The organism is Microvirga sp. M2, assembly GCF_047497095.1.
Taxonomy (GTDB): domain Bacteria; phylum Pseudomonadota; class Alphaproteobacteria; order Rhizobiales; family Beijerinckiaceae; genus Microvirga.
This window is the reverse complement of the sequence record NZ_CP134063.1, coordinates 3,782,885-3,805,834: the sequence shown is the minus strand read 5'-3', so window position 1 is coordinate 3,805,834 and position 22,950 is coordinate 3,782,885. Positions and strand designations below refer to the sequence as shown.

The following is a 22,950-nucleotide window of genomic DNA, read 5'->3' as shown; positions in this document are numbered from 1 at the left end:
CTTTGGTGGGGAGAGCGCCATGACTGAGCGCATTCGTGAATTCCTGCGCAACCGACGTGAGGACGGCCCGTGCGTCGTCGTCGATCTCGACGTGGTGCGTGACAACTACTCCAAATTTGCCCGTGCGCTCCCCGACACCCGCGTTTTCTACGCCGTGAAGGCGAACCCGGCTCCGGAAGTGCTGAAGGTTCTTGCCGACATGGGTTCGTGCTTCGACACGGCCTCGGTCGTCGAGATCGAGCTTGCGCTCGCCGCCGGCGCGACCCCCGACCGCATCTCCTTCGGCAACACGATCAAGAAGGAGCGCGATATCGCGCGCTCGCTCGAGATCGGCGTTCGCCTCTACGCGGTCGACTGCGAGGCCGAGGTCGAGAAGATCGCCCGTGCCGCCGCGACGGCCGGCGTGGCCGCGTCCGACGTGAAGGTGTTCTGCCGCATCCTGTGCGACGGCGCCGGCGCCGAGTGGCCGCTCTCCCGCAAGTTCGGCTGCGTGCCGGAAATGGCGGTGGACGTGCTCGAGCATGCGGTTCGTCAGGGCATGGAAGCCTACGGCGTGTCGTTCCACGTGGGTTCGCAGCAGGGCAACACGGAAGCCTGGGATCAGGCTCTCGGCTCTGCTTCCGCGATCTTCCGCGAGTGCGCCAGCCGCGGCATCCACCTGTCGATGGTCAATCTCGGCGGCGGATTCCCGACGAAGTACCTGAAGACGGTTCCGCAGGTCGAGGCTTACGGCGAGTCGATCTTCCGGGCGCTGTCGAAGCATTTCGGCAACCGCATTCCGGAAACGATCATCGAGCCGGGCCGCGGCATGGTCGGCAACGCGGGCATCATCGAGGCCGAGGTCGTCCTCGTGTCGAAGAAGAGCCGCGATGAGGACGAGGTGCGCTGGGTCTATCTCGACATCGGCAAGTTCGGCGGTCTCGCCGAGACGATGGACGAGTCGATCCGCTATCCGATCCGCAGCGAGCGCGACGGCGACCACAAGGTGCCGTGCGTGCTGGCCGGCCCCACCTGCGACTCGGCCGACGTTCTCTACGAGAAGGAGCCCTATCTGCTCCCCGTCTCGCTGGAGATCGGCGACAAGGTGCTGATCGAGGGCACGGGCGCCTACACGACCACCTACTCGGCGGTCGCGTTCAACGGCTTCCCGCCGCTCAAGTCCTACGTGATCTGACTCACGTCCCGCCTGCCTCGGTGAGCGAGGCAGGCACCAACCCCGAAAGTGTTGTCCCGGACGGCCTGGATGCGATGCACCCGGGTGCGAGGGCTGTCGCTCACCCCATGTCTGGGAGGCCACGGCCATGATCACGATTCGCGAAGAATCCTTTCACGATGCGCAGGCGCGGGAAGCGCTGCTCGATGCCTGCTTCGGTCCCGCGCGGTTCCAGAAGACCTGCGAGCGCCTGCGCGAGGGGCGAATGGCCGCCGATGGTCTCTCGCTGACCGTCGAGCGCGACGGCGAGCTCGTCGGCACCGTGCGTCTGTGGCATGTCTCGGCCGGTCCGAACCGGCCCGCGCTCATGCTGGGCCCGATCGCGATCGATCCCGCGCTCCAGAGCCTCGGCCTCGGCGGCAAGCTCATGCGCGAGGCGCTGGGCCGCACGGCCGCTCTCGGCCACAAGGCGGTGCTGCTGGTCGGCGATGCGCCGTATTACGAGCGTTTCGGCTTCTCGCGGGAGAAGACCGGATCCCTCTGGCTGCCGGGACCTTACGAGCGCAACCGCTTCCTCGCGCTGGAGCTGGAAGCCGGCTATCTCGACGGCGCACGCGGCCTCGTATCCGCGACCGGCGCCCTCCAGGAGAAGCCCGATCTCCCGGCGCTCGTCGCGGCCGCCGCGCAGGGACGGCTGCCCGGCCTGCGCCCTGCGGCCTGAACCGTCGAGCCTCGATCCGAGGGCGGCCCGGAGCATCGGACCTGAAAGTGGATTCCACTTTTGGGATAGAATCCGATGCTCTAAGCGGCCCTCGGATCGGGAAGCGCGAAGGTGACGCCCGCGGCGACCAGCAGATAAGCGGCGAACCCTGAGGCAATCGCCGCGAGGCTGACGCCGGTGTCGAACAGCAGGCCGATGAAGCCGGGCGTTGCCGCGGAGGCGAGCACCATGAGCGCGCCGGAGAGCGCACGGATCTTTCCCAGATGCTTCGTGCCGAAGAGCTCGGCCAGAACCGCCGCGATGATTGATGACATTGGTCGCGCCTGCCGAGAGGCCGATGAGGGCGAAAAAGATCGGCGCAAGGGCAGGGCCGCTGAGAAGCGCCAGGGCCACAGATGCGAGAATGAGACCCAGAAGATAGAAATGGCTCAGGCGTATCGCTCCGAAGCGGTCGACAAGGCTCCCCGTCAGCATCGCCACGGTGACGGAGACGAGCGCATAGACGGTGATGCTGCTCGCCAGCAATTCCAGGGGCCAGTCCTCGATCTCGGCGATGAGGCGCTGATGGAAAAAATAGGCCGTGACGATGGCCGGGTAGCCGATCATGGTCGGAACGAGGGCGAGGAACCGCCGGTCGCGGAGAAGATCGATCCAGCGCGGCCCCGCTTCCGTCATGCCGCCTGCGTGAACAGGCTCGCCCGTCTCGGGACCCTGCCGGGCAAGAAAGGCGCTCAAGGCCCAGCCGAGGCCGAGGCAGAAGGCGATGACGAGCGCCGCGACGCGCCACATGCCGGTCCAGCCGAGGATCGCGATCCCCGCGATGACGATCGTGGGCAGCAGGGCCTCGCCCGCCGGGAAGCCGAGCGCGGCCACGCTCGTCGCCCGGCCGCGAATGCCTGCCGAAAGCCGGGCCGTGCTCATCACGCCTGCATGGCTCGACATGCCCTGGCCGAAGAGGCGCAGGGCGAAAAGGCTCAGGCCCAGCATCACGGCGTCGGAGGCCAGCGAAAGCCCGAGCGCGGCGGCTGCCAGGCCGACAAGGGCGATCGTGGCGTAGAGGCGCATGTCGATGCGATCGATCGCGGCCCCGGCCCAGATCATCAGCAGACCGGAACAGAGGGTCGCGGCGGAATAGATCAGTCCGAAGGCGCCGTTCGTGAGCCCGAAGGCCTCACGGATGTCAGGCCCTGACAGGGAGATGAAGAAGGTCTGCCCGAAGGAGGACAGAAAGGTCAGGGCGAAGCCGAGGCCGATCACGCGCCCGTGGCGCCTGAGGAGTTCGTGAAATGTCATCGGGCTGAAGCCGGGAATGGGTGATCGCGATTCCCGATCATGATGCCTTGTTCGCCGATGTCGAGGCCTGAAACCGCGACGGGAGCTTTTTCATGCCGCTCCTTGTGCCCTCGATCCGCAGGGAAATCACGATCCGGAGCAGATAGCGCCGTCCAGGCATTGACCCAGGGGGTCCCTCAATCCTAGATGCGCCCGGAATCGCTCTACCGGAGACAAACCTCTTCCATCTCACGCTTTTGCAAGGAGAATTATCGATGACCACTTGGCCCGTTCATGGCCGCATCACCGGTCCGATCGTCATGATCGGCTTCGGCTCGATCGGAAAAGGCATGCTGCCCCTGATCGAGCGGCATTTCGAGTTCGACAAGAACCGCTTCACGGTCATCGACCCGGTCGACACGGACCGCAGCATGCTCGACGTGCGCGGCATCACCCTCGTCAACAAGGCCCTCACCCCCGATAACTATCGCGAGATCCTGACGCCTCTTCTGACGGAAGGCGGCGGGCAGGGCTTCTGCGTCAACGTTTCGGTCGACACCTCCTCCCGTGCGATCCTGGAGCTCTGCCGTGAGCTCGGCGCTCTTTACGTCGATACCGTGGCCGAGCCCTGGGCCGGCTTCTACTTCGACAAGAGCGCAGATCCCGCGACGCGCACCAACTACATGCTGCGCGAGAACATTCTCGACGCGCGCCGTCAGGCGCCCGGCGGTCCGACGGCGGTGAACTGCTGCGGCGCCAATCCCGGCATGGTCTCCTGGCTGGTGAAGCAGGCGCTGCTCAACGTCGCCAAGGATATCGGCCTGGATGTCGAGGTGCCGAAGACCCGCGAGGAATGGGCCGGGCTCATGCAGCGCACGGGCGTGAAGGGAATCCACATCGCCGAGCGCGACACCCAGCGCGCGGAGAAGCCGAAGCCCATGGGCGTGTTCGTGAACACCTGGTCGGTGGAAGGTTTCGTGTCCGAGGGCCTGCAGCCCGCGGAACTCGGATGGGGCACTCACGAGACGTGGATGCCCGAGAACGCGCGCACGCACGACAAGGGCTGCGGCGCCGGGATCTACCTGCTCCAGCCGGGCGCGAATACGCGCGTGCGCACCTGGTGTCCCACGCCCGGTCCGCAATACGGCTTCCTGGTCACGCACAACGAGGCGATCTCGATCGCGGATTACTTCACCGTGCGCGAGGGCGACAAGGTCGCCTATCGTCCGACCTGCCACTACGCCTATCATCCGGCAAACGACGCCGTGCTGTCGATGCACGAGATGTTCGGCAATGCCGGCAAGTTCCAGGGGAAGCAGCACATCCTCACCGAGAACGAGATCGTGGATGGTATCGACGAGCTCGGCGTGCTGCTCTACGGCCATGCCAGGAACGCCTACTGGTTCGGCTCGCAGCTCTCCATCGAGGAGACCCGCAAGCTCGCCCCCTACCAGAACGCGACCGGCCTCCAGGTGACCTCCGCGGTTCTCGCCGGCATGGTATGGGCGCTCGAAAACCCGAATGCCGGCATCGTGGAAGCCGACGACATCGATTTCCGTCGCTGCCTCGAGGTGCAGATGCCGTATCTCGGGCCCGTGAAAGGCTACTACACGGACTGGACGCCGCTGGACGATCGTCCGGGCTTCTTCCCCGAGGACATCGACACCTCGGATCCGTGGCAGTTCCGGAACATTCTGGTGCGCTAGGACGAATCCACATTCAGCACAGCCAGAGCATGATGGCGGCGAGGTGGATGAAGGCGAGGAAGTGGCAGGCGCGCCGGTCGTACCGGGTTGCAAAGCGTCGGCAGTGCTTGAGCTTGTTGAAGCAGCGTTCGATCCGATTGCGCAGTTTGTAGGCGGTGGCGTCATGGGCAATCGGCTGCTTGCGCGATCGGCTTGAGGGAATGACCGCCTCGGCGCCCATCGCCGCGATGGTCTGGCGCAGCTCGTTGGTGTCATAGGCCCGATCGGCCAGGACGGACCGGGCCTGGAAGCCGTCGAGCAGCGCCTTGGCGCCGAGGCAGTCGTGGCGCTGGCCGGCGCTCAGCAGGAAGCGCAGCGGTCGGCCGAGGCCGTCACAGATCATGTGGATCTTGGTGGTCAGACCCCCGCGGGAACGCCCCAGCGCCTGAGTGGCGGCCCCCCTTTTCCGGCGGCGGCCTGCTGATGGACGCGCACCAGGGTGGTGTCGAGCATGAGATAGTGATTGTCGCGATCCTTGATCAGCTCGGCAAACACCTGCTCCCAGACCCCGGCCTTGGTCCAGCGGGTAAAGCGGGCGTGGACGCTCTTCCATTTGCCGTAGCGCTCGGGCAGATGCTGCCAGAATGCTCCAGAGCGCAGCACCCACAAGACGCCGTTGACGAACAGGCGGTTATCCGCCCCGCTGCGGCCGGGGTCGCCCACCTTGCCCGGCAGCAGGGGGGCGATGCGCCGCCACTGGGCTTCGCTCAGTTCGTATCGCTTCACACCCATCGTCCGGCTCCGAATCAAACCACCTGCAACCCAGTGAGTCAGCTTTCTTCGCTCGTGTGAATCCTGAATGTGGATTGGCCCTAGAGCGTCGGACCCAAAAGCGGGTTTGCACTTTTGGGATCGAATCCGATGCTCCCTTCTTGGAAAGAGCGCATCGGTCCTGCCAAAAACCGGGACCACTTTTTCGCACGATGCGCTAAGCCATAGGCGTCATGGCCGGCTCCGTGCCGGCCATGACGCAGGGTGGAGACATCGCCATGCCTCATTTCGAGGAATTCTACGCCAACAAGCTGCGCGGGGGCCTGGGCATCGTCGATGCCGAGGCCGTTCTCGACCTGCGCGGCGCATCCCGGGAGAAGGCCTCCGCCTCCCTTCGGGACATGCTGGAGCGCAGCCGCTTCGCACAGGCGAAGTCCGTCGCCGTGCGTCTCGACCCGCCGCCGGAGGGGGGTGGAGAAACGCTGTTCCAGCCCATCGGCAAGGTCCTGCTGGAGGCCAAGAAGCGCGGCTGGATCGAACGTCTGCAGACCCTGCCGGCCAGTGATGGATTGGGGTTCTACGTGGTGTTGGCAGGCAAGCCGGAACGCGGAGCCTAGAGCCTTTTCCGCAAAAGTGGATGCCGGTTTTGCGAAGAAAAGGCGTCTTTCTCAAACAACAGGAGCCTTTTCCATGAACCGAAGCACAGTACACGACTCATGTTGCTTTGAGCCTGATCGGACATTTTGCCGTCCATGCGTTTGCGGCGATGTGAGGGGTGTTGAAGAGCGCCTGCCTGAGGGTATCGAGGCCGGTGCGGAACCATGACTTCGCGCGCCGGCCATGGACTTTTCGTGGGATGGCCTTGAGCCCCATGGTGCGCGACGCGGTGGCGTAAACCCAGGTGATGGTGAGCGCCAGAAGGGCGGTCAAGGTTTCGATCTTGCCCGGATCGGCCAGGTGCGTATCCTCCAGGTTGAAGCCGCGCGTCTTGGCCTCGGCAAACAGGCATTCGATCGCCCAGCGCCGGCGATAGGTCTGCAACGCCCGGCGCGGATCGGTGCGGTTGGTCAGCACGACGAGCCATTGGCCGCTTTTGATCCGGCGGGCGGCGAGCCGCAGCGGGGTCGGGTGGTCGGGCAGGAACACGTCGACGGTGTGGATGAGGTGGCGTGCGCGCTTGGTGCGCAACAGGGTCCGGATCGACCACAGCTGCCGGTCGGCGAGCGCCAGGCGCAAGTCCTCCTTGACCCGGATGGCGAACGGAATGTCGTGGTCGATCAGGAACTTGATCCAGTCGGCCCCGATGAACTCACGGTCGGCCAGCAGCAGCTCGATGGTGTCGGGCCCAAACCGGGCCAGATAGCGCCGCATCAGGGCCATGCGCTGGGCGCTGGTGCTGTTGCCCGGATGGGTGAGAACGCTCCACAGCAGCGGCACCCGGAAGCGGCGCGTGACGATGGCCAGCACCAGGATGTTGATGTCGCGGCGGCCGATCTTCCAGTGCGTGCGGTCGAGCGCCAGGCATTTCGGCCGCGACAGGTTGAGCATGCGGACCACCAGGGCGGCCACCACCGTTTGGTCGAAGCGCACAACCTGGAAGAAGCGTTGCAGGCGACGGTATTTCGAGGCATAGCGGGCCGGTCCGGGAAACTGGCTGGCGACATGGGTCAGGTTGACCGTGCGGCCCTGGATCAGCGCGACCAGAAACAGGCAGGCGGTTTCCAGACGGGATTGGCTCAGACCCAGGTGCGGCGCTAAAGTCCGCATCAGGGCGGTGCGAAGACAGATCGGCATAGCAGGATCCTTTTGGCGAAGAATCCGCTACTCCACCAGATCGCACCGTCCACCACCAGACTGTCGTGTACTGTGGAACCGAAGTTCATGGAAAAGGCTCTAGAGCATCGGACGTGAAAAGTGGGAACCGGTTTTGCGTGAAACGGGGTTCGAAAACAGAGGCTGACAGCACCGGATGTGAGTGCGATTCCAAGCCTTGTCCTTTAGGCCCGGGCGGCGGATCGCGCACGCCGCCGTAGGCTGCGCACGAAACCCGCCAGCAGCAGAAGGCTGCCCCAGACGGCGATGAAGCCGGCCGCCGTGGCGAGAAGGCCTTCTTCCGTCACCGGCATCGCGGGCTCGAAGTCGCGATAGGCGGCCTCCATCACGTCCCGGTCGCCGTCGCGCACCATGAAGGCAATGCGCGCGAAGGGCCCGGCCTGCATCATGGCGTTGCGATGGCCTTGCAGTCGCCGGAGGCGATCCACGTTGCCTTCCATCGCGACGCCCTGGCGGCTCACGAAATCGTCCGGATTGGAGCGCAGCCGCGCGATGGCGCTTTCCTGGGTTTCGCCGTTGGCGGCCGCCCCAACGTCGAATTGCGCAATCACCCGGTTGAGTTCGTCGATCACGCCGCCGAGGCGCTGGCGGTACTGCTGGGAATATTCCGGCAGCTGCGAAGCCGTGACGCCTCCGAGGATCCCGAGGCCGAAGGCGATGATGCGAACGATCCGTGACAAGCGTGACCTCCCGGAGGATCAAATCGCTGCGAGGATATCTTGTTCCGTCACTTCATCGAGGGGTTTTTGCACCTTCAGCGCCCGGGTCTTCCGTCCTGGTTCCATCACCAGGATCACCGTCTCGATCCCGGGGCAGCCCGGGTCGGTGCAGGCGATCTCGTTGACGGCGAAGGCCGTTTCGGGAGAGGCCCGAAGGACCGTGCGGGCCATCTCCTTCACGCGCTCGATCGTCTCCCGATCCGTTTTCGGGAGGCCGAAGCTGCCTCTCAGGAATGCCCCGAACAGCGCCACGGGCGATCTCATGGCAGGGTCAGAATACCGGCCTGACCGTCCTCGCAGCCGAAGGCGAGGCGCCGCCCGGCCTTGTCCCAGGCCATGGCCGTGACTCCGCTGCCCTGGACGGCGGAGCGCACGAGAAGCTCGGAGGCATCGTTCAGGCGGATGAGCAGGATACAACCGTCCTCGTAGCCCACGGCCAGCACGGGGGTATTGGGATGGAACGCGACGCGGCTGACCTTCGCGGGCCGCACGCCGCATTCGCGGGGCGCCTTGCCCATGGGGCCTTCCTTGGATTCGAAGGGCCAGACGATGGCGGCTTCGGCGCCCGAGGTGGCGAGCCACTTGCCGTCATGCGACCAGGAGAGCGAGCGCGTCTTCGACGGATAGCCGCTCATGCGCATGTGGCCCTTATCGGGAATGAGACGCCAGCCGTGGAGCGCATTCTCCTGCATGGAGGTCACCACGAAGCGGGCGTCGGGCGACCAGGTCACGTCGAGATGCGAGCCCTTCCAGTCGAGCATCTCGGGCTTCGCCTCCACGTTCGGGAACCACAGGGTCGCGCCGTTGTAATGCGCGATCGCGAGGCGGTAGCCTTTGGGCGCGAAGGCCAGGCCCCGCGCGGTGGAGGGGACCTCCAGCGTCTTCTCGCGGCCTTTCTCGTCGTGGGCGAACACGCGCTTGCCGGCCGCATAGGCGAAGGCACCATTGGCGCTGAGCGCGAGCGAGTCGATCCAGGCGCCCTTGGCCACCGCCAGCGTCGCCGTGGCACCGTCGGGTCCGGTGACGGCCACCCGTCCGTCGTCCCCGCCGGTCACGAATCGCTCGCCGTCGCTTGCGCCGACGAGGATCCCCGCATCGGGATGGGCGGCCACGCGGTGGGTCTGGCCATCCTTGACCAGCAGGACGCCGCCGTCTCCCAGGCCGAAGGCGACGGTGCCCTTGAGCCAGCCGAGGGCGACGACGTGGGCGTCCGCCGCCACGGTCGCGACGCTTTGTGTCAAGGACGGAGCAGTACCATTACTCATCAGGCGATCCCCTTCAGGTGGGTTTCCCATAGCATGCTTGCGGGGTGCACAGGCAAGGCGCGGTTCAGGCCGGGATCATCGGCGGTGCTTGCTTCGAACATCGGGGTTAAGCCTTCTGGGCCATGGCCGCGACGCCATGGCGGTCCCATCATGGGTCTTTTGCCCATCATGGGTCTTTTGATTGTCGGGAGCTGCGGCATGAGGATTTTGAGCATCATTGCTTTCGTCATGACGGCGCTCGGTTCGATGGGGGCTTCCGCGCAGACCATGGGCGGGTTTCCCTCTCAGGAAGGCGCCGGTGCGAATCAGCGGGCCACGCACAAGGCCGCCTGCGAGAGGGATGCCAGGCTCATCTACCGGCAGGGCAGAAACGTTTCCACCGAATGGCAGCAGCAGGTGAAGGCGACCTGCAGGGCCTATGTCCATGATTGTCTGGCGAAAGCCGGCTTCGCCTCCTGAGGAGCAGCCGTTTGCCGGGAGCAGGAATCCTGCTCCCGGACGGAGGTGTTAGGCCGCGCAGGCCAGGAATCCCTCGCGGATCGCCTTTTCGTTCAGGTCCCGTCCGATGAAGACCACCTTGGAGGTGCGCTTCTCGCCGGGCTTCCACTCGCCCTGCACGTCGCCGTCGAGGATCATGTGCACGCCCTGGAAGACGAAGCGCTTCGGCTCGTCCGGAAAGGCCACGATCCCCTTGCAGCGCAGAATGTTCGGGCCCTCGACCTGGGTCAGGTTCGAGATCCAGGGCATGAACTTTTCGGGGTTCACCTCGCCGTCGATCGACGCGGATACGGACTGCATTTCTTCGTCGTGATGATGGTGGTGGCCCTCCTCCAGGAAGTCGGGCTCGATCTCGATGATGCGGTCGAGGTCGAACGCCTTGCGGTCGAGCACGTCCGAGATCGGAAGGGCGCAGTTCTGCGTGCGGTGGACCTTGGCGTAGGGATTGATGGCGCGGATGCGCGCCTCGACCTCGTCGAGCTGCTCGGGCGTCACGAGATCGATCTTGTTGAGGATGATCACGTCGGCGAAGGCGATCTGGTTCTTGGCCTCGGGCGCGTCCTTCAGGCGGTCGGACAGCCACTTGGCGTCCGCCACCGTCACCACGGCGTCGAGACGGGCCGCATCGGATACGTCCTGATCCATGAAGAAGGTCTGGGCGACGGGGGCCGGGTCGGCGAGGCCGGTGGTCTCGACGATGATGGCGTCGAACTTGCCTTTTCGCTTCATCAGGCCGTCGAGAATGCGGATCAGGTCTCCGCGCACGGTGCAACAGATGCATCCGTTGTTCATCTCGAACACTTCTTCGTCGGCGCCGACGACGAGCTCGTTGTCGATGCCGATCTCGCCGAACTCGTTCACGATGACGGCATATTTCTTGCCGTGGGGCTCGGTGAGGATGCGGTTGAGGAGGGTGGTCTTACCGGCGCCGAGATAGCCTGTGAGGACGGTAACGGGGATCTTGTCGGTCATCGGATGGTTCCAGGAAGGTCAATGGAGGGCTGTCTCTGAACGGGCAGGGGCAGCGGGGTTCAGCTCGACAGGGCCGCGCTGAAGGCTCTTATATTGTGACTCATCATGTCAATGTAAGTGCCGGCGGGACCGCTCGGCTCGGAAAGGGAGTCGGAATAGACCCGTTCGCCGATCTTCGCCCCGGTTTCCGCGGCGATCCTTTCCATCAGGCGGGCGTCGGAGACGTTCTCCACGAAGATGGCGGGAATTTTCTCGCGCTTGATCTGCTGGATGATCCGGGCCACGTCCTTTGCGGAGGCTTCCGCCTCCGTCGACACGCCCTGCGGAGCGACGAAGAGGATCCCGTAGGCATCTCCGAAATAGCGGAAGGCGTCGTGAGACGTGATGATCTTGCGCCGTTCGGCCGGGATGTGCGCGACCAGCCCCTTCACCTGCGTCTCCAGGGCGTCGAGCCTGGCGAGATACGCGGCGGCATTGGTTTCGTAATCGGACTTGCCGCCAGGGTCCGCCGCGATCAGGGCGTCACGGATATTGGCCACGTAGACCTTCGCGTTGCCGATATTCTGCCAGGCATGGGGATCGACCCCATGACCATGATCGCCGTCGTGGCCATGATCGTGACCGTGATCGACCTCACCCTCCAGGAGCTTCGCGCCTTTGGAGGCTTCGACCCGCGTGGCCTTCGTGCCGGAGGACTTCACGAGGCGGTCGATCCAGCCCTCGAATTTCAGGCCGTTCGTGAAGACGATCCGGGCCTCCGTCAGGCGCCGTCCGTCGGCGGGCGTGGGCGAGTAGACATGGGCGTCGCCGTTCGGGCCCACGATGGTCGTCACGTCGACCCTCGCTCCCCCCACGTTGCGCACGAGATCGCCGAGGATCGAGAAGGTCGCCACGACCTTGAGCGGCCGGGCCGGCTCAGCGACGGCGGGCAGCGAGGCGCAGCCCAACAAGGCGAGCGATCCCGCGAGCAGGGACAGGGCGGTTCTTCTCGTCGGCATGACGACATCCTTCCGTCGGGTTCAGGCGGTTTCAGGCTTCCAGATGCTTGCCCGGCCAGGCGAGCCAGAGCACGCCGCCTTCCCGTCCCAGGAGCAGGGAGGCCACGTAGATGGCGCCGGCCGAGAGAATGATCGCAGGTCCCGCAGGCAGCTCCGCATGGAAGGAGAGCAGAAGGCCCGCGATGCCCGATGCGATGCCGACCAGGATGGACACGATCATCATCAGGGTGATGTCGTTGGTCCAGAAGCGGGCGGCCGCGGCGGGCAGCATCATCATGCCGACGGCAAGCAGGGTGCCGAGCGCGTGAAAGCCGCCGACGAGGTTCATCACCACGAGACCGAGGAAGATGAGATGCGTGGGCGTTCCGGCGCGGCTGACCGAGCGCAGGAAGACAGGGTCCACGCATTCGAGCACGAGCGGACGATACAGCACGGCGAGAGCCAGCACCGTCAGGGTCGAGATGGAGGCCAGCAGCAGAAGGGTGTTGTCGTCGAGCGCCAGCACCGTGCCGAAGAGCACGTGCAGGAGATCGATGTTCGATCCCCTGAGCGACACGATGGTGACGCCGAGCGCCAGCGACAGCAGATAGAAGGCCGCGAGGGAAGCGTCCTCCTTCAGGGACGTCAGGCGCGAGACGAGGCCCGCCGCCACGGCGACGATGACGCCCGCCGCCAATCCGCCGATGGTCATGGCGGGGAGCGACAGGCCGGCGAGAAGATAGCCGACCGCCGCGCCGGGCAGGATGGCATGCGCCATGGCATCGCCCGTCAGGCTCATGCGGCGCAGCATCAGGAACACGCCGATCGGGCCGCCGCCGAGCGCGATGGCGATCACGCCCACGAGTGCGCGCTGCATGAACTCGAATTCGGAAAAGGGAGTGAAAGCGAAGCTGAGCACGGCCGGATTCTTTATGCTGCGCCGCGCTGGCATATATCCGCATGCGGATCGTATGCCTCGACCATGCGGCGGGCCTTGAGGAGGTTGTCCGCGCTCAGCACCTCGGGGGTCTCGCCCCAGGCGACGGGCTCGCGGGCGATGAGCAGCGTTTTCGGAAAGACGCGCCGGACCATGTCGAGATCGTGCAGCACCGCAATCACGGTGCGCGCTTCGTCGTGCCAGCGGCGCACGAGATCGAGCAGATCGGCGGTGGTCTTGGCGTCGATGGCGGTAAACGGCTCGTCGAGCAGGATCACCGGCGCATCCTGCAGGAGCAGGCGCGCGAAGAGGGCGCGCTGCATCTGGCCGCCGGAGAGGGTCGAGATGGGGCGGCGCTCGAAGCCGATCAGGCCGACCGACGCCAGCGCGGCCTCGATGGCCGTGCGGTCCTTGGCCGAAATGCCTCCGAAGAGCCCCGACCGGGACCACAGCCCCATGGCCACCAGATCGTAGACGGAGAGCGGGAAGGAGTGGTCGATCTCGGCCGCCTGCGGCAGATAGGCGATCCCGGCGGAGGAGCCGCCGAGGCGGATCTGACCCTCGAGCGGCTTCAGGGTGCCGACGACCCCCTTGAGCAGGGTCGATTTGCCGGCCCCGTTGGGGCCGACCACGGCCATCAGGCTCCCCGATGGGATTTCCCCGTCGAGGTGATGCACGGCGGGCCTTCGGCCGTAGCCGAGGGTCACTTCCTCGAAGCGGATGGCGGTGGAGGGCATGGCCATGGTTCCTACATGGTCACCTGGAAGACCAGCAGCCACAAGACCGCCAGGGCCACGGCGGCGCCCGCCAGCCGCTGCCAGATCGAGAGCCGCAGCAGCGAGAAGGTCGGGGTCGCGGCGACGGCCCGGGGCGCGTGAGAATGGTGATGATCGTGGTGGTGACCGTGCGACATGTCTCCACACATAAACCGGATCGGACGCCGTTTCCAGGGGCGTATAGTATTTTATACGCCCCTGTTAACATCGTGGTTTGGAAGCAAAATCCCGGCCCCGGACGTGAGAAGCGGATCGGGCCTTCTCAGGTCTGCCCGATGCGCTAGAACGTCGGATGGTACTGATAGAGCCAGGTTTCGCTCAAGACTTCGTCCCCGTTGCGCAGGTAGCAGCGCATCTCGACGGGCTCGGTGCCCGTGACCGTCAGGTCGAACTGGGTCCGCCAATGGCCGGGCACGTTGTCGGGCACCGCTTCGGTGATGAGGTTCGAGAATTCCCCGCGGGAGGCCGTGAGCACCGGTTTCGGAATGACGCCGCTGGGCAGCTTGGTCAGGGGCTCGCCGAGGAATTCCACCATGAACTTGCGCACGCCCTTGGGGCGCACGGTGCCGGCCTGCCCGCCGTTGCCGAACCGGGTGGCGACGACGCGGGCGAGCGGGGTCGGGTAGGGCTCGTCCGCCGCCCAGTGCATGCGATAGCGGAATTCCAGGGACTGGCCCGCCCTGGCTGGCTCGGCGGGGACCCACATGGCCACGATATTGTCGTGGATCTCGTCGTCGGTGGGAATTTCCACGAGCTGGATGGTGCCCCGGCCCCAGGTGCTCAGCGGCTCGATCCAGAGCGACGGGCGGCGGTCGTAGTACACGCCGTCGAGATAGTGGTCGAAGTTCCGGTCGCGCTGAAGCAGGCCGAAGCCCCTCGGATTCTCGTCCGAGAAGGCCGAGGTGATGATGCGCGGCGGATTGTTGAGGGGGCGCCAGATGCGCTCGCCTGCGCCGGTCCACATGGCGAGCCCGTCGGAATCGTGAATTTCGGGGCGCCAGTCGATGGCCGTCGTCTTGGCCATCTCCGAGTACCAGTACATGGAGGTGAGGGGCGCGATCCCGAGCCGCGCGATGTCCCGGCGCAGGAAGAGGACGGAGTCGAGATTCATGACGACGGCGGCCGCGCGCGTCATCACGAAGCGATAGGCTCCCGCCACGCTCGGCCCGTCCAGGAGGGCATAGACGGTGACCGTGTCCGAGCCCGGCTGCGGGGTCTCGAAATAGATATGGGTGAAGTCGGGGAATTCCTCGGGCCTGTCGTGCACCGCCACATCGACGGCGAGGCCGCGCGCCGAGAGGCCGTACTGGTAAAGCTCGCCGATGGCGCGGAAATAGGACGCTCCGAGGAACGCCACCCAGTCGTTCTTTCTCCAATCGAGCTTGCCGTCGCGGGCCTCCTGGAACCGGAAGCCGGCGAAGCCCGTGTTGTCCGGGAGCTTGCGGGCCGGCGAATCCGCCGGCATGTCGAAATACTCGGTATCGTAGATGATCTCGCGGGCCTGGCCGTTTTCCACGACATGCATGCGCACGGGCTTCTGGAAGAAGCGGCCCATGTGGAAGAAGGTGACCGGGAACCTGCTGGGGCCGTTGGCCCAAAGGGCGAGATCGGTCTTGAACCTGATCTTGCCGTGGGCGTCGTAGTCGATCTGGTGAAGGATCTCGGGCGAGGGGCTCGGCGGAGCCGTGTAGGCCGAGCGGGCCATCGCTTCGGCCTGCTTCTTCAGCTCTTCGAACGTGAAGGAAGCCGGAGCTCCCATCTTCAGACCCTGCTGCGCCAAGGCAGATCCTGAGAAACCCTGGGCGGCCAAGGCGGCCGTGGCGGTGGCGGTCTGGAGAAACTGGCGGCGGTTGAGCATGGATCGACGCATTTGGTTGTGGAGAGACGGACACCTACCGACCAAGGTGGCAGGATTAAGTCACTCTTAGCCCCTTGAGAAAACTTCGTCAGCAGCCAAACTAGGCTGCACACACAGGTGCCGCGACAACAGGCGCCGCAGAAAGGGAGTACGTAATGCATCGAAACGTTATGCGCCGCCTCATGGGCGCGGCCACCGCCCTGGCCCTCGCCGGGACGAGCCTTCCGGCCCAGGCCCAGGATTTCATCAATATTCTGACGGGCGGCACTTCGGGCGTTTACTATCCCCTCGGCGTGGCTCTCTCGAAGGTCTTCACGGAAAAGGTCCCGGGCTCGCGGCCCTCGGTCCAGGCCACCAAGGCTTCGGTGGAAAACCTCACGCTGCTCCAGCAGGGCAAGGGCGAGATCGGCTTTACGCTCGGCGACAGCCTGGCCATGGCCTGGGAAGGCAACGAGGAGGCGGGCTTCAAGAGCAAGCTCGACAAGCTGCGCGGCATTACGGCCATCTACCCGAACTACATCCAGATCGTCGCCACAAAGGATTCCGGCATCAAGTCGCTGGCGGATCTGAAGGGCAAGCGTCTCTCGGTCGGCGCGCCGAAATCGGGCACCGAGCTCAATGCCCGCGCGATCCTCCATGGCGCCGGCCTGTCCTACCAGGATCTCGGCAAGGTCGAGTATCTGCCCTTCGGCGAATCCGTCGAACTCATGAAGAACCGCCAGCTCGACGCCACCCTGCAATCGGCGGGCCTCGGCGTGTCCTCGATCCGCGATCTCGCCACCTCCGTGCCGATCGTGGTCGTGGAGATCCCGGCCGACATCGTCACCAAGGTCGGATCGCCCTACATCAAGACCACGATCCCGGCGAACACCTATGAGGGCCAGACCGCGCCCGTGGAGACGGCGGCCGTCGTGAACTATCTCGTCACCCATTCCGGCGTGAAGGACGACACCGTCTACCAGATGACCAAGGCGATCTACGAGAGCCTGCCCGAACTCGCCGCCGCTCACGCGGCCGCCAAGGACATAAAGCTCGAAAACGCTCTCTCGGGCATGCCGGTCCCCATGCATCCGGGCGCGCAGCGCTACTTCGACGAGAAGGGCGTGAAGAAGGCACCCTAATCCTTTTGACGGATTTACATTCGAGCCGGGGCGGCGCACCTGCCCCGGCTTTCGCATGAGAAGAAGAATAATCGCTCGAAGAGAGGGACTCCATGAGCCAGGGCATGAATGCGTCCGAGATCGCAACGCTCGAGCAGCCGTCCGCGCCTGCCAATCCCGAGCATGGCCTGCCGGAGAATTTCGGCGAGGGTATCCCGGGTAAATTCCTTTTCTGGATCGCGGTGGCGTTTTCGGCGTTCCAGATCGTCACGGCCTTCGGCATCCCCCTCGATCATCCGATCATCGCCAATATTACGCCGCTCTACCTCATCGGCGCGGCTTTCGTCGTATGGGCCGGCTGGCTCGTCTTTCAGCGCCTGAACGGCCGCAGCGTGATCGACGGGGCGCTGGCGCTCATCGCGCTCGCCGCCGCCTATGCACTCATCTTCAAGTTTCCGGGCAGCCTGCCGAGCCAGGTGGTCCGCGCCCTGCACGTGGGCTTTCTCTGCCTCGTGGCGGGTGCCATGCTGGCAAACCACAAGGCGCGCAGCCGGGCCACACGGACACTCGGCTGGGTCGTCGGGTTCATCGGCTTCGGAATCGGCGTCTATCACTGGGCGCTTTATGAGCAGCTCGTCGTGCGCGCCGGCGAACTCACGCAGGCAGATCTCGTCGTCGGCATCACGGCCATCGCGATTCTTTTCTATCTCGTCTGGCGCGTCATGGGACCGGCCCTCCCCATCGTTGCCGGCGTCTTTCTCGCGTATTGCCTGTTCGGCAATTATCTGCCAGCTCCCTTCGACCATCGCGGGTACTCGCTCGAACAGGTGATCGAGCACATGTCCTTCGGCACCGAAGGGCTTTACGCGACGCCAACACTGGTCTCTGCGACCTATATCTTCCTCTTCATCCTGTTCGGCGCATTCCTTGAACGCGCAGGCATGATTCAGCTCTTCACGGATGTGGCGATGGGGCTGTTCGGCAGCGCCAGGGGCGGGCCCGCGAAGGTGGCCGTGTTCTCCTCCGCGCTCATGGGCACGATCTCCGGCTCGGGCGTGGCGAACGTGGTGTCCACGGGGCAGTTCACCATCCCGCTCATGAAGCGTTTCGGCTATAAACCGGAATTCGCGGGTGGTGTGGAAGCGACCGCCTCCATGGGCGGCCAGATCATGCCGCCGGTCATGGGCGCAGTGGCCTTCATCATGGCCGAGACCATCGACGTGCCTTACGTCGAGATCGTGAAGGCCGCGATCATTCCGGCCCTTCTCTATTACGCCTCCGCCTTCCTGGCCGTTCATCTCGAGGCCGGCCGGGCCGGCCTCCTCGGAATCGCGAAATCGGCACTGCCGAGCGCAGGCCGTGCGCTCAAGGAGAAATGGCACCTCATCCTGCCGCTGGCGGTTCTCGTCTACCTTCTCTTCTCCGGCTACACGCCATTGTTCGCGGGTTCGATCGGTCTTGCTCTCACCGTGGTGCTGATCCTGGCGGGCGGGCTTGCGCTGGGGCTCGTCAACGAGACGGTGCGTCTGGTGTTCTGGATCGGCCTCGGCCTGATCGCTGCGGCCTTCCTCTGGGTCGGCGTGACGCTCGTTCTTCTGCTGGTCGGTCTTCTGGTTCTCGTGAGCCTCTTTGTGCGCGGGGGACCCGAGACGCTGGCGGCGTGCCGTGATGCGCTGGCGGACGGCGCCCGTCAGGCCCTTCCGGTCGGCTTGGCCTGCGCCGTGGTCGGCATCGTGATCGGCACGATGACGCTCACCGGCGTCGGGACGATCTTCGGCAACTGGGTGGTGTCCATCGGGCGCGACTCGCTGATCCTCTCGCTGGTGCTGACGATGATCGTGAGCCTCATTCTCGGCATGGGCATTCCGACGATCCCGAACTACATCATCACCTCGTCATTGGCCGCGCCCGCCCTGCTGACGCTCGGCGTGCCGCTCATCGTCTCGCATATGTTCGTCTTCTATTTCGGCATCATGGCGGACCTGACGCCGCCGGTGGCGCTGGCGGCTTTCGCGGCCGCTCCCATCGCGAAGGCTTCGGGGTTCAAGATCGGGTTCCAGGCCCTGCGGATCGCGCTGCCGGGCTTCATCATTCCGTATATGGCGGTCTACGATCCTACCCTCATGATGCAGCCGGTGGCGGGGCTCTCCGGCGCCGCGTTCTGGGCTGGCGTCGCCTACATGGTGGTGAAGGCCGGGCTCGCCGTGCTGCTGTGGGGCGCGGCTTCCGTCGGCTATCTCAATGCGAGGATGCCCTGGTGGGAGCGCCTCGGAGCGGCCGTCGCGGCAGCCTTCCTGGTGCTGGCGCTGCCGGTCACGGATGAAGTCGGGTTCGTCCTCGCGGCGCTCGTGCTCGGCTTCCATTTCTGGCGTGCGCGCCGGCCAGCTGCGACTGGGATGGCCCGCTCGTGATCTGCCTCGTCGCGGGCAAGGTCGTCGCGCCCCTGATGGTGAGTGCGATGACCCTTGCCTGGACGCATTCGGTCGAGAAGATCGTCTGGGAGGAGGATTGGCGCGCGACCCCCGCGGGGCTCGAACTCGTGGAAGCGCGGGTCAGGGGCTCAGGCGCCGGAATGGAGCCGCCGCCGGAGGCGCGGCTCGTCGACGGCGCCTGGGTCTGGAAGCCGGACGTGCCGCCTCGGCGCGAGGTGATCATGCGCCGCTCGGGCGCCACGGCGGATTGGCGGATCTGCATCGAAGGGCGGTGCCGCCCGATGGAGGCCTATGTGCCGCCGGAGGCCGATCCCGTCGCGATGAGGGTCTGCGACGGCAGCCCCTGATCACCCGGCCAGGGGTTCGGCAGCGACGCAGCGACGCCAGAGATTGACCAGGAAATAGAGGGCGAGCAGGCTGAAGAGGCCCATCAGCACATAGCCCACGATATGGCCGAGCTCGAACAGGCCCGCGATGGCCCATCCGGCCGAGATGGCCACGCCGAAGACCTCCGCACCGACCAGGACCATGATGCTGATGATGGTGATGAGGTTGCGCCAGTTGGTGCTTTTCGCCTGAGCCACGGTTCCAGTCTCCATTCTCTGCCGGAAGGGACTACCCTAAACGCCCCCTCCGGTGCAAGGTTCGCCTGACATTCCACCTTAACGCCTTATCCTGGAAACATGCCCGAGACCCCCGTTTTCTCGACCGCCGCCGTCGCCGCTCCCCATCAGCTCGCCGCCGAGACCGGCCAGGCGATCCTGGCCGCCGGCGGCAACGCCGTGGAGGCCATGGTGGCGATGGCCGCGACCATCGCGGTCGTCTATCCGCACATGAACGGCCTGGGGGGAGACGGCTTCTGGCTGGTGCGGGAGCCGAAGGGGCGGGTCCATGCCCTCGACGCCTCGGGGCCGGCCGGGTCGCTCGCCACCATCAAGCGCTACCGGGACAAGGGCTACGACCGGGTCCCGCCGCGCGGGCCCGATGCGGCGCTCACGGTAGCGGGCGCCGTCAGCGGCTGGGGCCTCGCGCTGGAGCTCGCGAAGGCGCTCGGCGGGCAATTGCCGCGCGACATGCTGCTCGCCGATGCCGTCCGCCTCGCCCGCGAGGGCTATGGGATCGCCGTCGCCGAGGGGCGCAATCGCATGCTGGAGGAGGCGGCGCTCTTCTCGGCGCCCGGATTTGCCGAGGCCTTTCTCAAGGACGGCAAGCTGCCGCCTGCGGGCGAGGTCCGGCGCTCTCCGCGGCTCGCCGATACGCTCGAACAGCTCGCCCATGCTGGCCTGGCCGATTGTTATCGCGGCGACGTCGGGCGGGAGATCGCGGCGGACCTGGAGCGCATCGGCAGCCCGATCACCCGCAAGGACATGGAGGCCTATCAGGCCCGGGTGGTGAAGCCGCTCTCGGTGACGCTGGAGCATTCGACCGTCTACAACATGCCGCCGCCGAGCCAGGGGATCGCCGTGCTTCTCATGCTCGGCCTGTTCTCCCGGCTCGCCGTGAAGCACGGCGAAACGCCGGAGCATCACCACGGCCTGATCGAGGCGGCCAAGCGCGCCTCCGCCATCCGCGACAGGGTCGTCACCGACCCGCGCGAACTCGCCCTCGATCCCGCCTCCTTCCTCACGCCCGCCTCGTTCGAGAAGGAGGCGGCGCTGATCGATGCGCGCCGCGCCGCTCCCACGCCGGTGCGCCCGGCGGAGGGCGATACGGTGTGGATGGGCTGCATCGACAAGGACGGGCTGGCGGTGTCCTATATCCAGTCCGTCTACTGGTCCTTCGGCTCCGGCTGCGTGCTGCCGTCGACCGGCATTCACTGGCATAACCGGGGCCTTGGCTTCTCGCTCGATCCGAACAGCCGGAACCCCCTGGAGCCGGGGAGAAAGCCCTTCCACACGCTCAGCCCGGGGCTGGCGGTGTTCAATGACGGGCGCGTCCTGTCCTATGGAACGATGGGGGGCGAGGGGCAGCCGCAGATCCTGGGGCAGATCTTCACGCGCTATGCCGATTTCGGCATGGGCCTCGCCGATGCCGTCGATGCGCCGCGCTGGCTCCTCGGCAAGACCTGGCAGGCGCCGTCCTCGACCCTCAAGGTCGAGGACCGGTTCGATCCGAGCCTCCTGCGCGTTCTCTCGAGCTACGGCCATCCGGTCGAGGAGCTGGGCCGCTCCTATGCGGACGCCATGGGGCATGCGGGCATGCTCGTAAGGCATCCCCGCAACGGGCGCGTCGAGGCCGTGCACGATCCGCGTGCGGACGGCGGCGCATTGGGGCTTTGATCCGCCCAGTCCCGAATCAGCCCAGGAGACCCGCCAGCAGGCTCGCGCCCAGGACAAGGACGAAGGCGGCGGCGATGAGCTCGAGGCCGGCGGCGGCCACGGCGCCCGTGGCTCCCCGGCCGCCCGCCATTCTCAGGGCCAGGGCCTTGGCGAAGACCGCCATGGCCGCGATGGCGCTGGTGGTCAGGGCGGTCCCGAGAGCCATGGCGAAGGTGGCCGCGATGCCCGCGGCGAACAGGCCCTGCGCCAGGGAGAAGACGAGCACGATCAGCGCTCCCGCGCAGGGGCGGATGCCGGCGGCGAGCGCCACGCCCGCCATGTCGCGCCAGCCGGTGAGGCGGCCGAGTTCCTCGGGCGGCGGCATGTGGACATGATCGCAGCACTCCTCCTGCGCCGGGGCCAGAGGATTGCGCGCGAGCGCCATGACGCCGAGGAGCTTGCCGCTCTTGCGCCAGGTGACCGCGAGGCCCAGCAGGGCGACCGCGATGAAGCTCAAAAGCTCCACGTTCATGGCGAGCCGGTTCATGGTGGCGGCCGTGGCGTGCAGCACGAGGTTCACGGTTCCCACGATGAGAATGGCGACCATGGCCTGCACGAAGGCGGCCGCGAAGCTCAAGGTGAAGCCCTTGCGGAGCGCCTTCTCGTCGGCCACCAGATAGGCCGCGATCACGCTCTTCCCGTGCCCCGGTCCCGCCGCATGGAAGACCCCGTAGGCGAAGCCGACGGCCAGCAGCGACCCGAGCGCCGCGCCGCTCTCCTTCATGGCGCGCACGCTCGCCTGGAGGCTGGCATAGAAACCGGACTGGACGGAGAGCAGCCAGGCCCCGAGATGGCCCGAGGGGGCCGCCTCCCGAATGCCCATGCCGAAGGGAGTGCGGGGAGGCGGAGCGCCGACGGGGCCGACCCAGAGCGCGAGCAGCCCCATGCCGGCCGCCACGACGGCAACCGCCGCGACCGCCAGGACAAGCCTCTGCCAGAACGGTGCCGGGCCGGAGGAGGAGGCGAGCGGAGCGGACGTCACGGACATGCGATGATCGCCTTGTTCGAATATTCCACGCTGAAATTCGCGCCCGGTGGCGTCGCCTGGACCGCGCCCTCGTCCTGGAGGATCTTCAGCATGGCGGCGTCGAGCGGCTTGGCCTTGGCGATGTTCGTCACGCAGCCCTGCGGTGCATTGGCCAAGGTCACGGAAGTTTGATCGGCGAGGCTGAAATAGACGAAGAAGGTCGGGTCGTCGATCTCCATGGCCAGGGCGCCGGTCACGGCGGCCGGGGCCTTCAGGGGCAGCAGGAAGTCCATGGTGACCTGCTGGCCGTCCATGGTCATCCGGGCCTCCCGCGGATCGCCGAAGGCCTGTGGCTTTCCATGCACCTTGAGGGTCGTGAAGTAGTCGAATTCCGAGAGGCCGCCTGCGTTTTCGTCCGCCAGTTCCTGCAGCTCCTCCGATGTCAGCTTGCCGTCGCCGTCCCGGTCGAGCCCTTGGGTGACATAGGCGGTATAGGCCTCGTCGAAGGTCCATCGATGGCGGATGCCCGTCACCTTGCCGTCGGGGGCGAACACCACCTGGGCCCTTGCGGTGATCCACACATGAGGATGCGCGACGGCCGGCATGCTGAGCCCTGCCGACAGGAGAGCGAGGCAGAGGACGGGACCAAGGCGGAATGTCATGCGTTGCCTTCCAAAGCGACGCTTCCAGGATGTC

The 22,950-nt window shown here is 66.0% G+C and carries 23 protein-coding genes and 2 pseudogenes; 9 read left to right on the top strand and 16 right to left on the bottom strand.

All coding sequences use genetic code 11. The features are described 5' to 3' along the window. The first annotated feature begins 19 nt into the window (after nucleotides 1-19). Nucleotides 20-1,174, top strand: a complete 1,155-nt coding sequence (locus RE429_RS18070; protein WP_414472066.1) for a type III PLP-dependent enzyme — start codon at nucleotides 20-22, stop codon at nucleotides 1,172-1,174. A gap of 127 nt (nucleotides 1,175-1,301) precedes the next feature. Continuing rightward, nucleotides 1,302-1,874: a GNAT family N-acetyltransferase gene (locus tag RE429_RS18065; RefSeq protein ID WP_414472065.1), complete on the top strand. Its 573-nt coding sequence runs from the start codon at nucleotides 1,302-1,304 to the stop codon at nucleotides 1,872-1,874. Nucleotides 1,875-1,954: 80 nt separating this feature from the next. Here RE429_RS18065 and RE429_RS18060 read toward each other — a convergent pair whose 3' ends face one another. Together RE429_RS18060 and RE429_RS18055 are read right to left on the bottom strand one after the other, a co-directional pair. Further along, nucleotides 1,955-2,188, bottom strand: a complete 234-nt coding sequence (locus RE429_RS18060) for a hypothetical protein (RefSeq protein WP_414472064.1) — start codon at nucleotides 2,186-2,188, stop codon at nucleotides 1,955-1,957. Between the two features lie 55 nt (nucleotides 2,189-2,243). Further along, nucleotides 2,244-3,167, bottom strand: a pseudogene (locus tag RE429_RS18055) (MFS transporter); the annotation flags it as partial. 254 nt (nucleotides 3,168-3,421) lie between these two features. Here RE429_RS18055 and RE429_RS18050 point away from each other — a divergent pair. Further along, on the top strand, nucleotides 3,422-4,852 hold the full coding sequence (locus tag RE429_RS18050) for a homospermidine synthase (RefSeq protein WP_414472063.1): 1,431 nt from the start codon (nucleotides 3,422-3,424) through the stop codon (nucleotides 4,850-4,852). 13 nt (nucleotides 4,853-4,865) lie between these two features. Here the strand turns inward: RE429_RS18050 and RE429_RS18045 are convergent. Continuing rightward, a pseudogene (locus RE429_RS18045) lies at nucleotides 4,866-5,623 on the bottom strand (IS5 family transposase). A gap of 257 nt (nucleotides 5,624-5,880) precedes the next feature. Between RE429_RS18045 and RE429_RS18040 the strand changes: the two are divergent. Further along, on the top strand, nucleotides 5,881-6,219 hold the full coding sequence (locus RE429_RS18040; RefSeq protein WP_414472062.1) for a hypothetical protein: 339 nt from the start codon (nucleotides 5,881-5,883) through the stop codon (nucleotides 6,217-6,219). A gap of 97 nt (nucleotides 6,220-6,316) precedes the next feature. Here RE429_RS18040 and RE429_RS18035 read toward each other — a convergent pair whose 3' ends face one another. From RE429_RS18035 to RE429_RS18020, 4 genes are all read right to left on the bottom strand, one after another. Continuing rightward, nucleotides 6,317-7,396, bottom strand: a complete 1,080-nt coding sequence (locus RE429_RS18035; protein ID WP_414470626.1) for an IS4 family transposase — start codon at nucleotides 7,394-7,396, stop codon at nucleotides 6,317-6,319. Between the two features lie 203 nt (nucleotides 7,397-7,599). Next, a complete protein-coding gene (locus RE429_RS18030) occupies nucleotides 7,600-8,115 on the bottom strand; it encodes a DUF2937 family protein (RefSeq protein ID WP_414472061.1) in 516 nt (171 codons plus the stop codon). 18 nt (nucleotides 8,116-8,133) lie between these two features. After that, nucleotides 8,134-8,418, bottom strand: a complete 285-nt coding sequence (locus RE429_RS18025; protein ID WP_414472060.1) for a hypothetical protein — start codon at nucleotides 8,416-8,418, stop codon at nucleotides 8,134-8,136. Further along, nucleotides 8,415-9,419, bottom strand: coding sequence for a WD40 repeat domain-containing protein (locus tag RE429_RS18020; protein ID WP_414472059.1), 1,005 nt, complete (start codon nucleotides 9,417-9,419; stop codon nucleotides 8,415-8,417). Before RE429_RS18020 ends, RE429_RS18025 begins: the two co-directional genes overlap by 4 nt. A 198-nt stretch (nucleotides 9,420-9,617) precedes the next feature. On the opposite strand from RE429_RS18020, the gene RE429_RS18015 reads away from it, so the two are divergent. Continuing rightward, the gene (locus RE429_RS18015; RefSeq protein ID WP_414472058.1) at nucleotides 9,618-9,878 is read left to right on the top strand and encodes a hypothetical protein; all 261 of its coding nucleotides are present in this window, start codon (nucleotides 9,618-9,620) and stop codon (nucleotides 9,876-9,878) included. Nucleotides 9,879-9,926: 48 nt separating this feature from the next. Here RE429_RS18015 and RE429_RS18010 read toward each other — a convergent pair whose 3' ends face one another. The 6 genes from RE429_RS18010 to RE429_RS17985 form a co-directional block, all read right to left on the bottom strand. Next, nucleotides 9,927-10,889, bottom strand: a complete 963-nt coding sequence (locus RE429_RS18010) for a CobW family GTP-binding protein (RefSeq protein ID WP_414472057.1) — start codon at nucleotides 10,887-10,889, stop codon at nucleotides 9,927-9,929. A gap of 59 nt (nucleotides 10,890-10,948) precedes the next feature. Then, entirely contained in the window at nucleotides 10,949-11,887 is a 939-nt protein-coding gene (locus RE429_RS18005) for a metal ABC transporter substrate-binding protein (protein WP_414472056.1), read from the bottom strand. A 31-nt stretch (nucleotides 11,888-11,918) separates the two neighbouring features. Continuing rightward, the gene (locus tag RE429_RS18000; protein ID WP_414472055.1) at nucleotides 11,919-12,818 is read right to left on the bottom strand and encodes a metal ABC transporter permease; all 900 of its coding nucleotides are present in this window, start codon (nucleotides 12,816-12,818) and stop codon (nucleotides 11,919-11,921) included. Continuing rightward, the gene (gene aztA / locus RE429_RS17995; RefSeq protein ID WP_414472054.1) at nucleotides 12,797-13,546 is read right to left on the bottom strand and encodes a zinc ABC transporter ATP-binding protein AztA; all 750 of its coding nucleotides are present in this window, start codon (nucleotides 13,544-13,546) and stop codon (nucleotides 12,797-12,799) included. Before aztA ends, RE429_RS18000 begins: the two co-directional genes overlap by 22 nt. Nucleotides 13,547-13,551: 5 nt before the next feature. Then, nucleotides 13,552-13,716, bottom strand: coding sequence for a hypothetical protein (locus RE429_RS17990; protein WP_414472053.1), 165 nt, complete (start codon nucleotides 13,714-13,716; stop codon nucleotides 13,552-13,554). 143 nt (nucleotides 13,717-13,859) lie between these two features. After that, complete coding sequence (locus tag RE429_RS17985) at nucleotides 13,860-15,437, bottom strand: glucan biosynthesis protein (protein WP_414472052.1); 1,578 nt, start codon at nucleotides 15,435-15,437, stop codon at nucleotides 13,860-13,862. A gap of 155 nt (nucleotides 15,438-15,592) precedes the next feature. Between RE429_RS17985 and RE429_RS17980 the strand changes: the two genes are divergently transcribed. The 3 genes from RE429_RS17980 to RE429_RS17970 all read left to right on the top strand — a co-directional run bounded on the left by RE429_RS17980 (nucleotide 15,593) and on the right by RE429_RS17970 (nucleotide 19,316). Beyond that, nucleotides 15,593-16,558, top strand: coding sequence for a TAXI family TRAP transporter solute-binding subunit (locus RE429_RS17980; protein ID WP_414472051.1), 966 nt, complete (start codon nucleotides 15,593-15,595; stop codon nucleotides 16,556-16,558). A 92-nt stretch (nucleotides 16,559-16,650) separates the two neighbouring features. Then, on the top strand, nucleotides 16,651-18,948 hold the full coding sequence (locus tag RE429_RS17975) for a TRAP transporter permease (RefSeq protein ID WP_414472050.1): 2,298 nt from the start codon (nucleotides 16,651-16,653) through the stop codon (nucleotides 18,946-18,948). Further along, entirely contained in the window at nucleotides 18,945-19,316 is a 372-nt protein-coding gene (locus tag RE429_RS17970) for a DUF1850 domain-containing protein (protein ID WP_414472049.1), read from the top strand. The genes RE429_RS17975 and RE429_RS17970 overlap by 4 nt, the downstream gene beginning before the upstream one ends. Here the strand turns inward: RE429_RS17970 and RE429_RS17965 are convergent, their stop codons facing one another. After that, complete coding sequence (locus RE429_RS17965; RefSeq protein ID WP_414472048.1) at nucleotides 19,317-19,553, bottom strand: hypothetical protein; 237 nt, start codon at nucleotides 19,551-19,553, stop codon at nucleotides 19,317-19,319. A 99-nt stretch (nucleotides 19,554-19,652) separates the two neighbouring features. Between RE429_RS17965 and RE429_RS17960 the strand changes: the two genes are divergently transcribed. Further along, nucleotides 19,653-21,248 (top strand): gamma-glutamyltransferase family protein, encoded by a 1,596-nt coding sequence (locus tag RE429_RS17960; protein ID WP_414472047.1) that lies wholly within the window; start codon nucleotides 19,653-19,655, stop codon nucleotides 21,246-21,248. A 16-nt stretch (nucleotides 21,249-21,264) separates the two neighbouring features. Here RE429_RS17960 and RE429_RS17955 read toward each other — a convergent pair whose 3' ends face one another. Both RE429_RS17955 and RE429_RS17950 read right to left on the bottom strand, forming a co-directional pair. Then, nucleotides 21,265-22,275, bottom strand: a complete 1,011-nt coding sequence (locus tag RE429_RS17955; protein ID WP_414472046.1) for a nickel/cobalt transporter — start codon at nucleotides 22,273-22,275, stop codon at nucleotides 21,265-21,267. Beyond that, nucleotides 22,266-22,916, bottom strand: a complete 651-nt coding sequence (locus RE429_RS17950) for a DUF1007 family protein (protein ID WP_414472045.1) — start codon at nucleotides 22,914-22,916, stop codon at nucleotides 22,266-22,268. The genes RE429_RS17955 and RE429_RS17950 overlap by 10 nt, the downstream gene beginning before the upstream one ends. Between the last annotated feature and the right edge of the window lie 34 nt (nucleotides 22,917-22,950).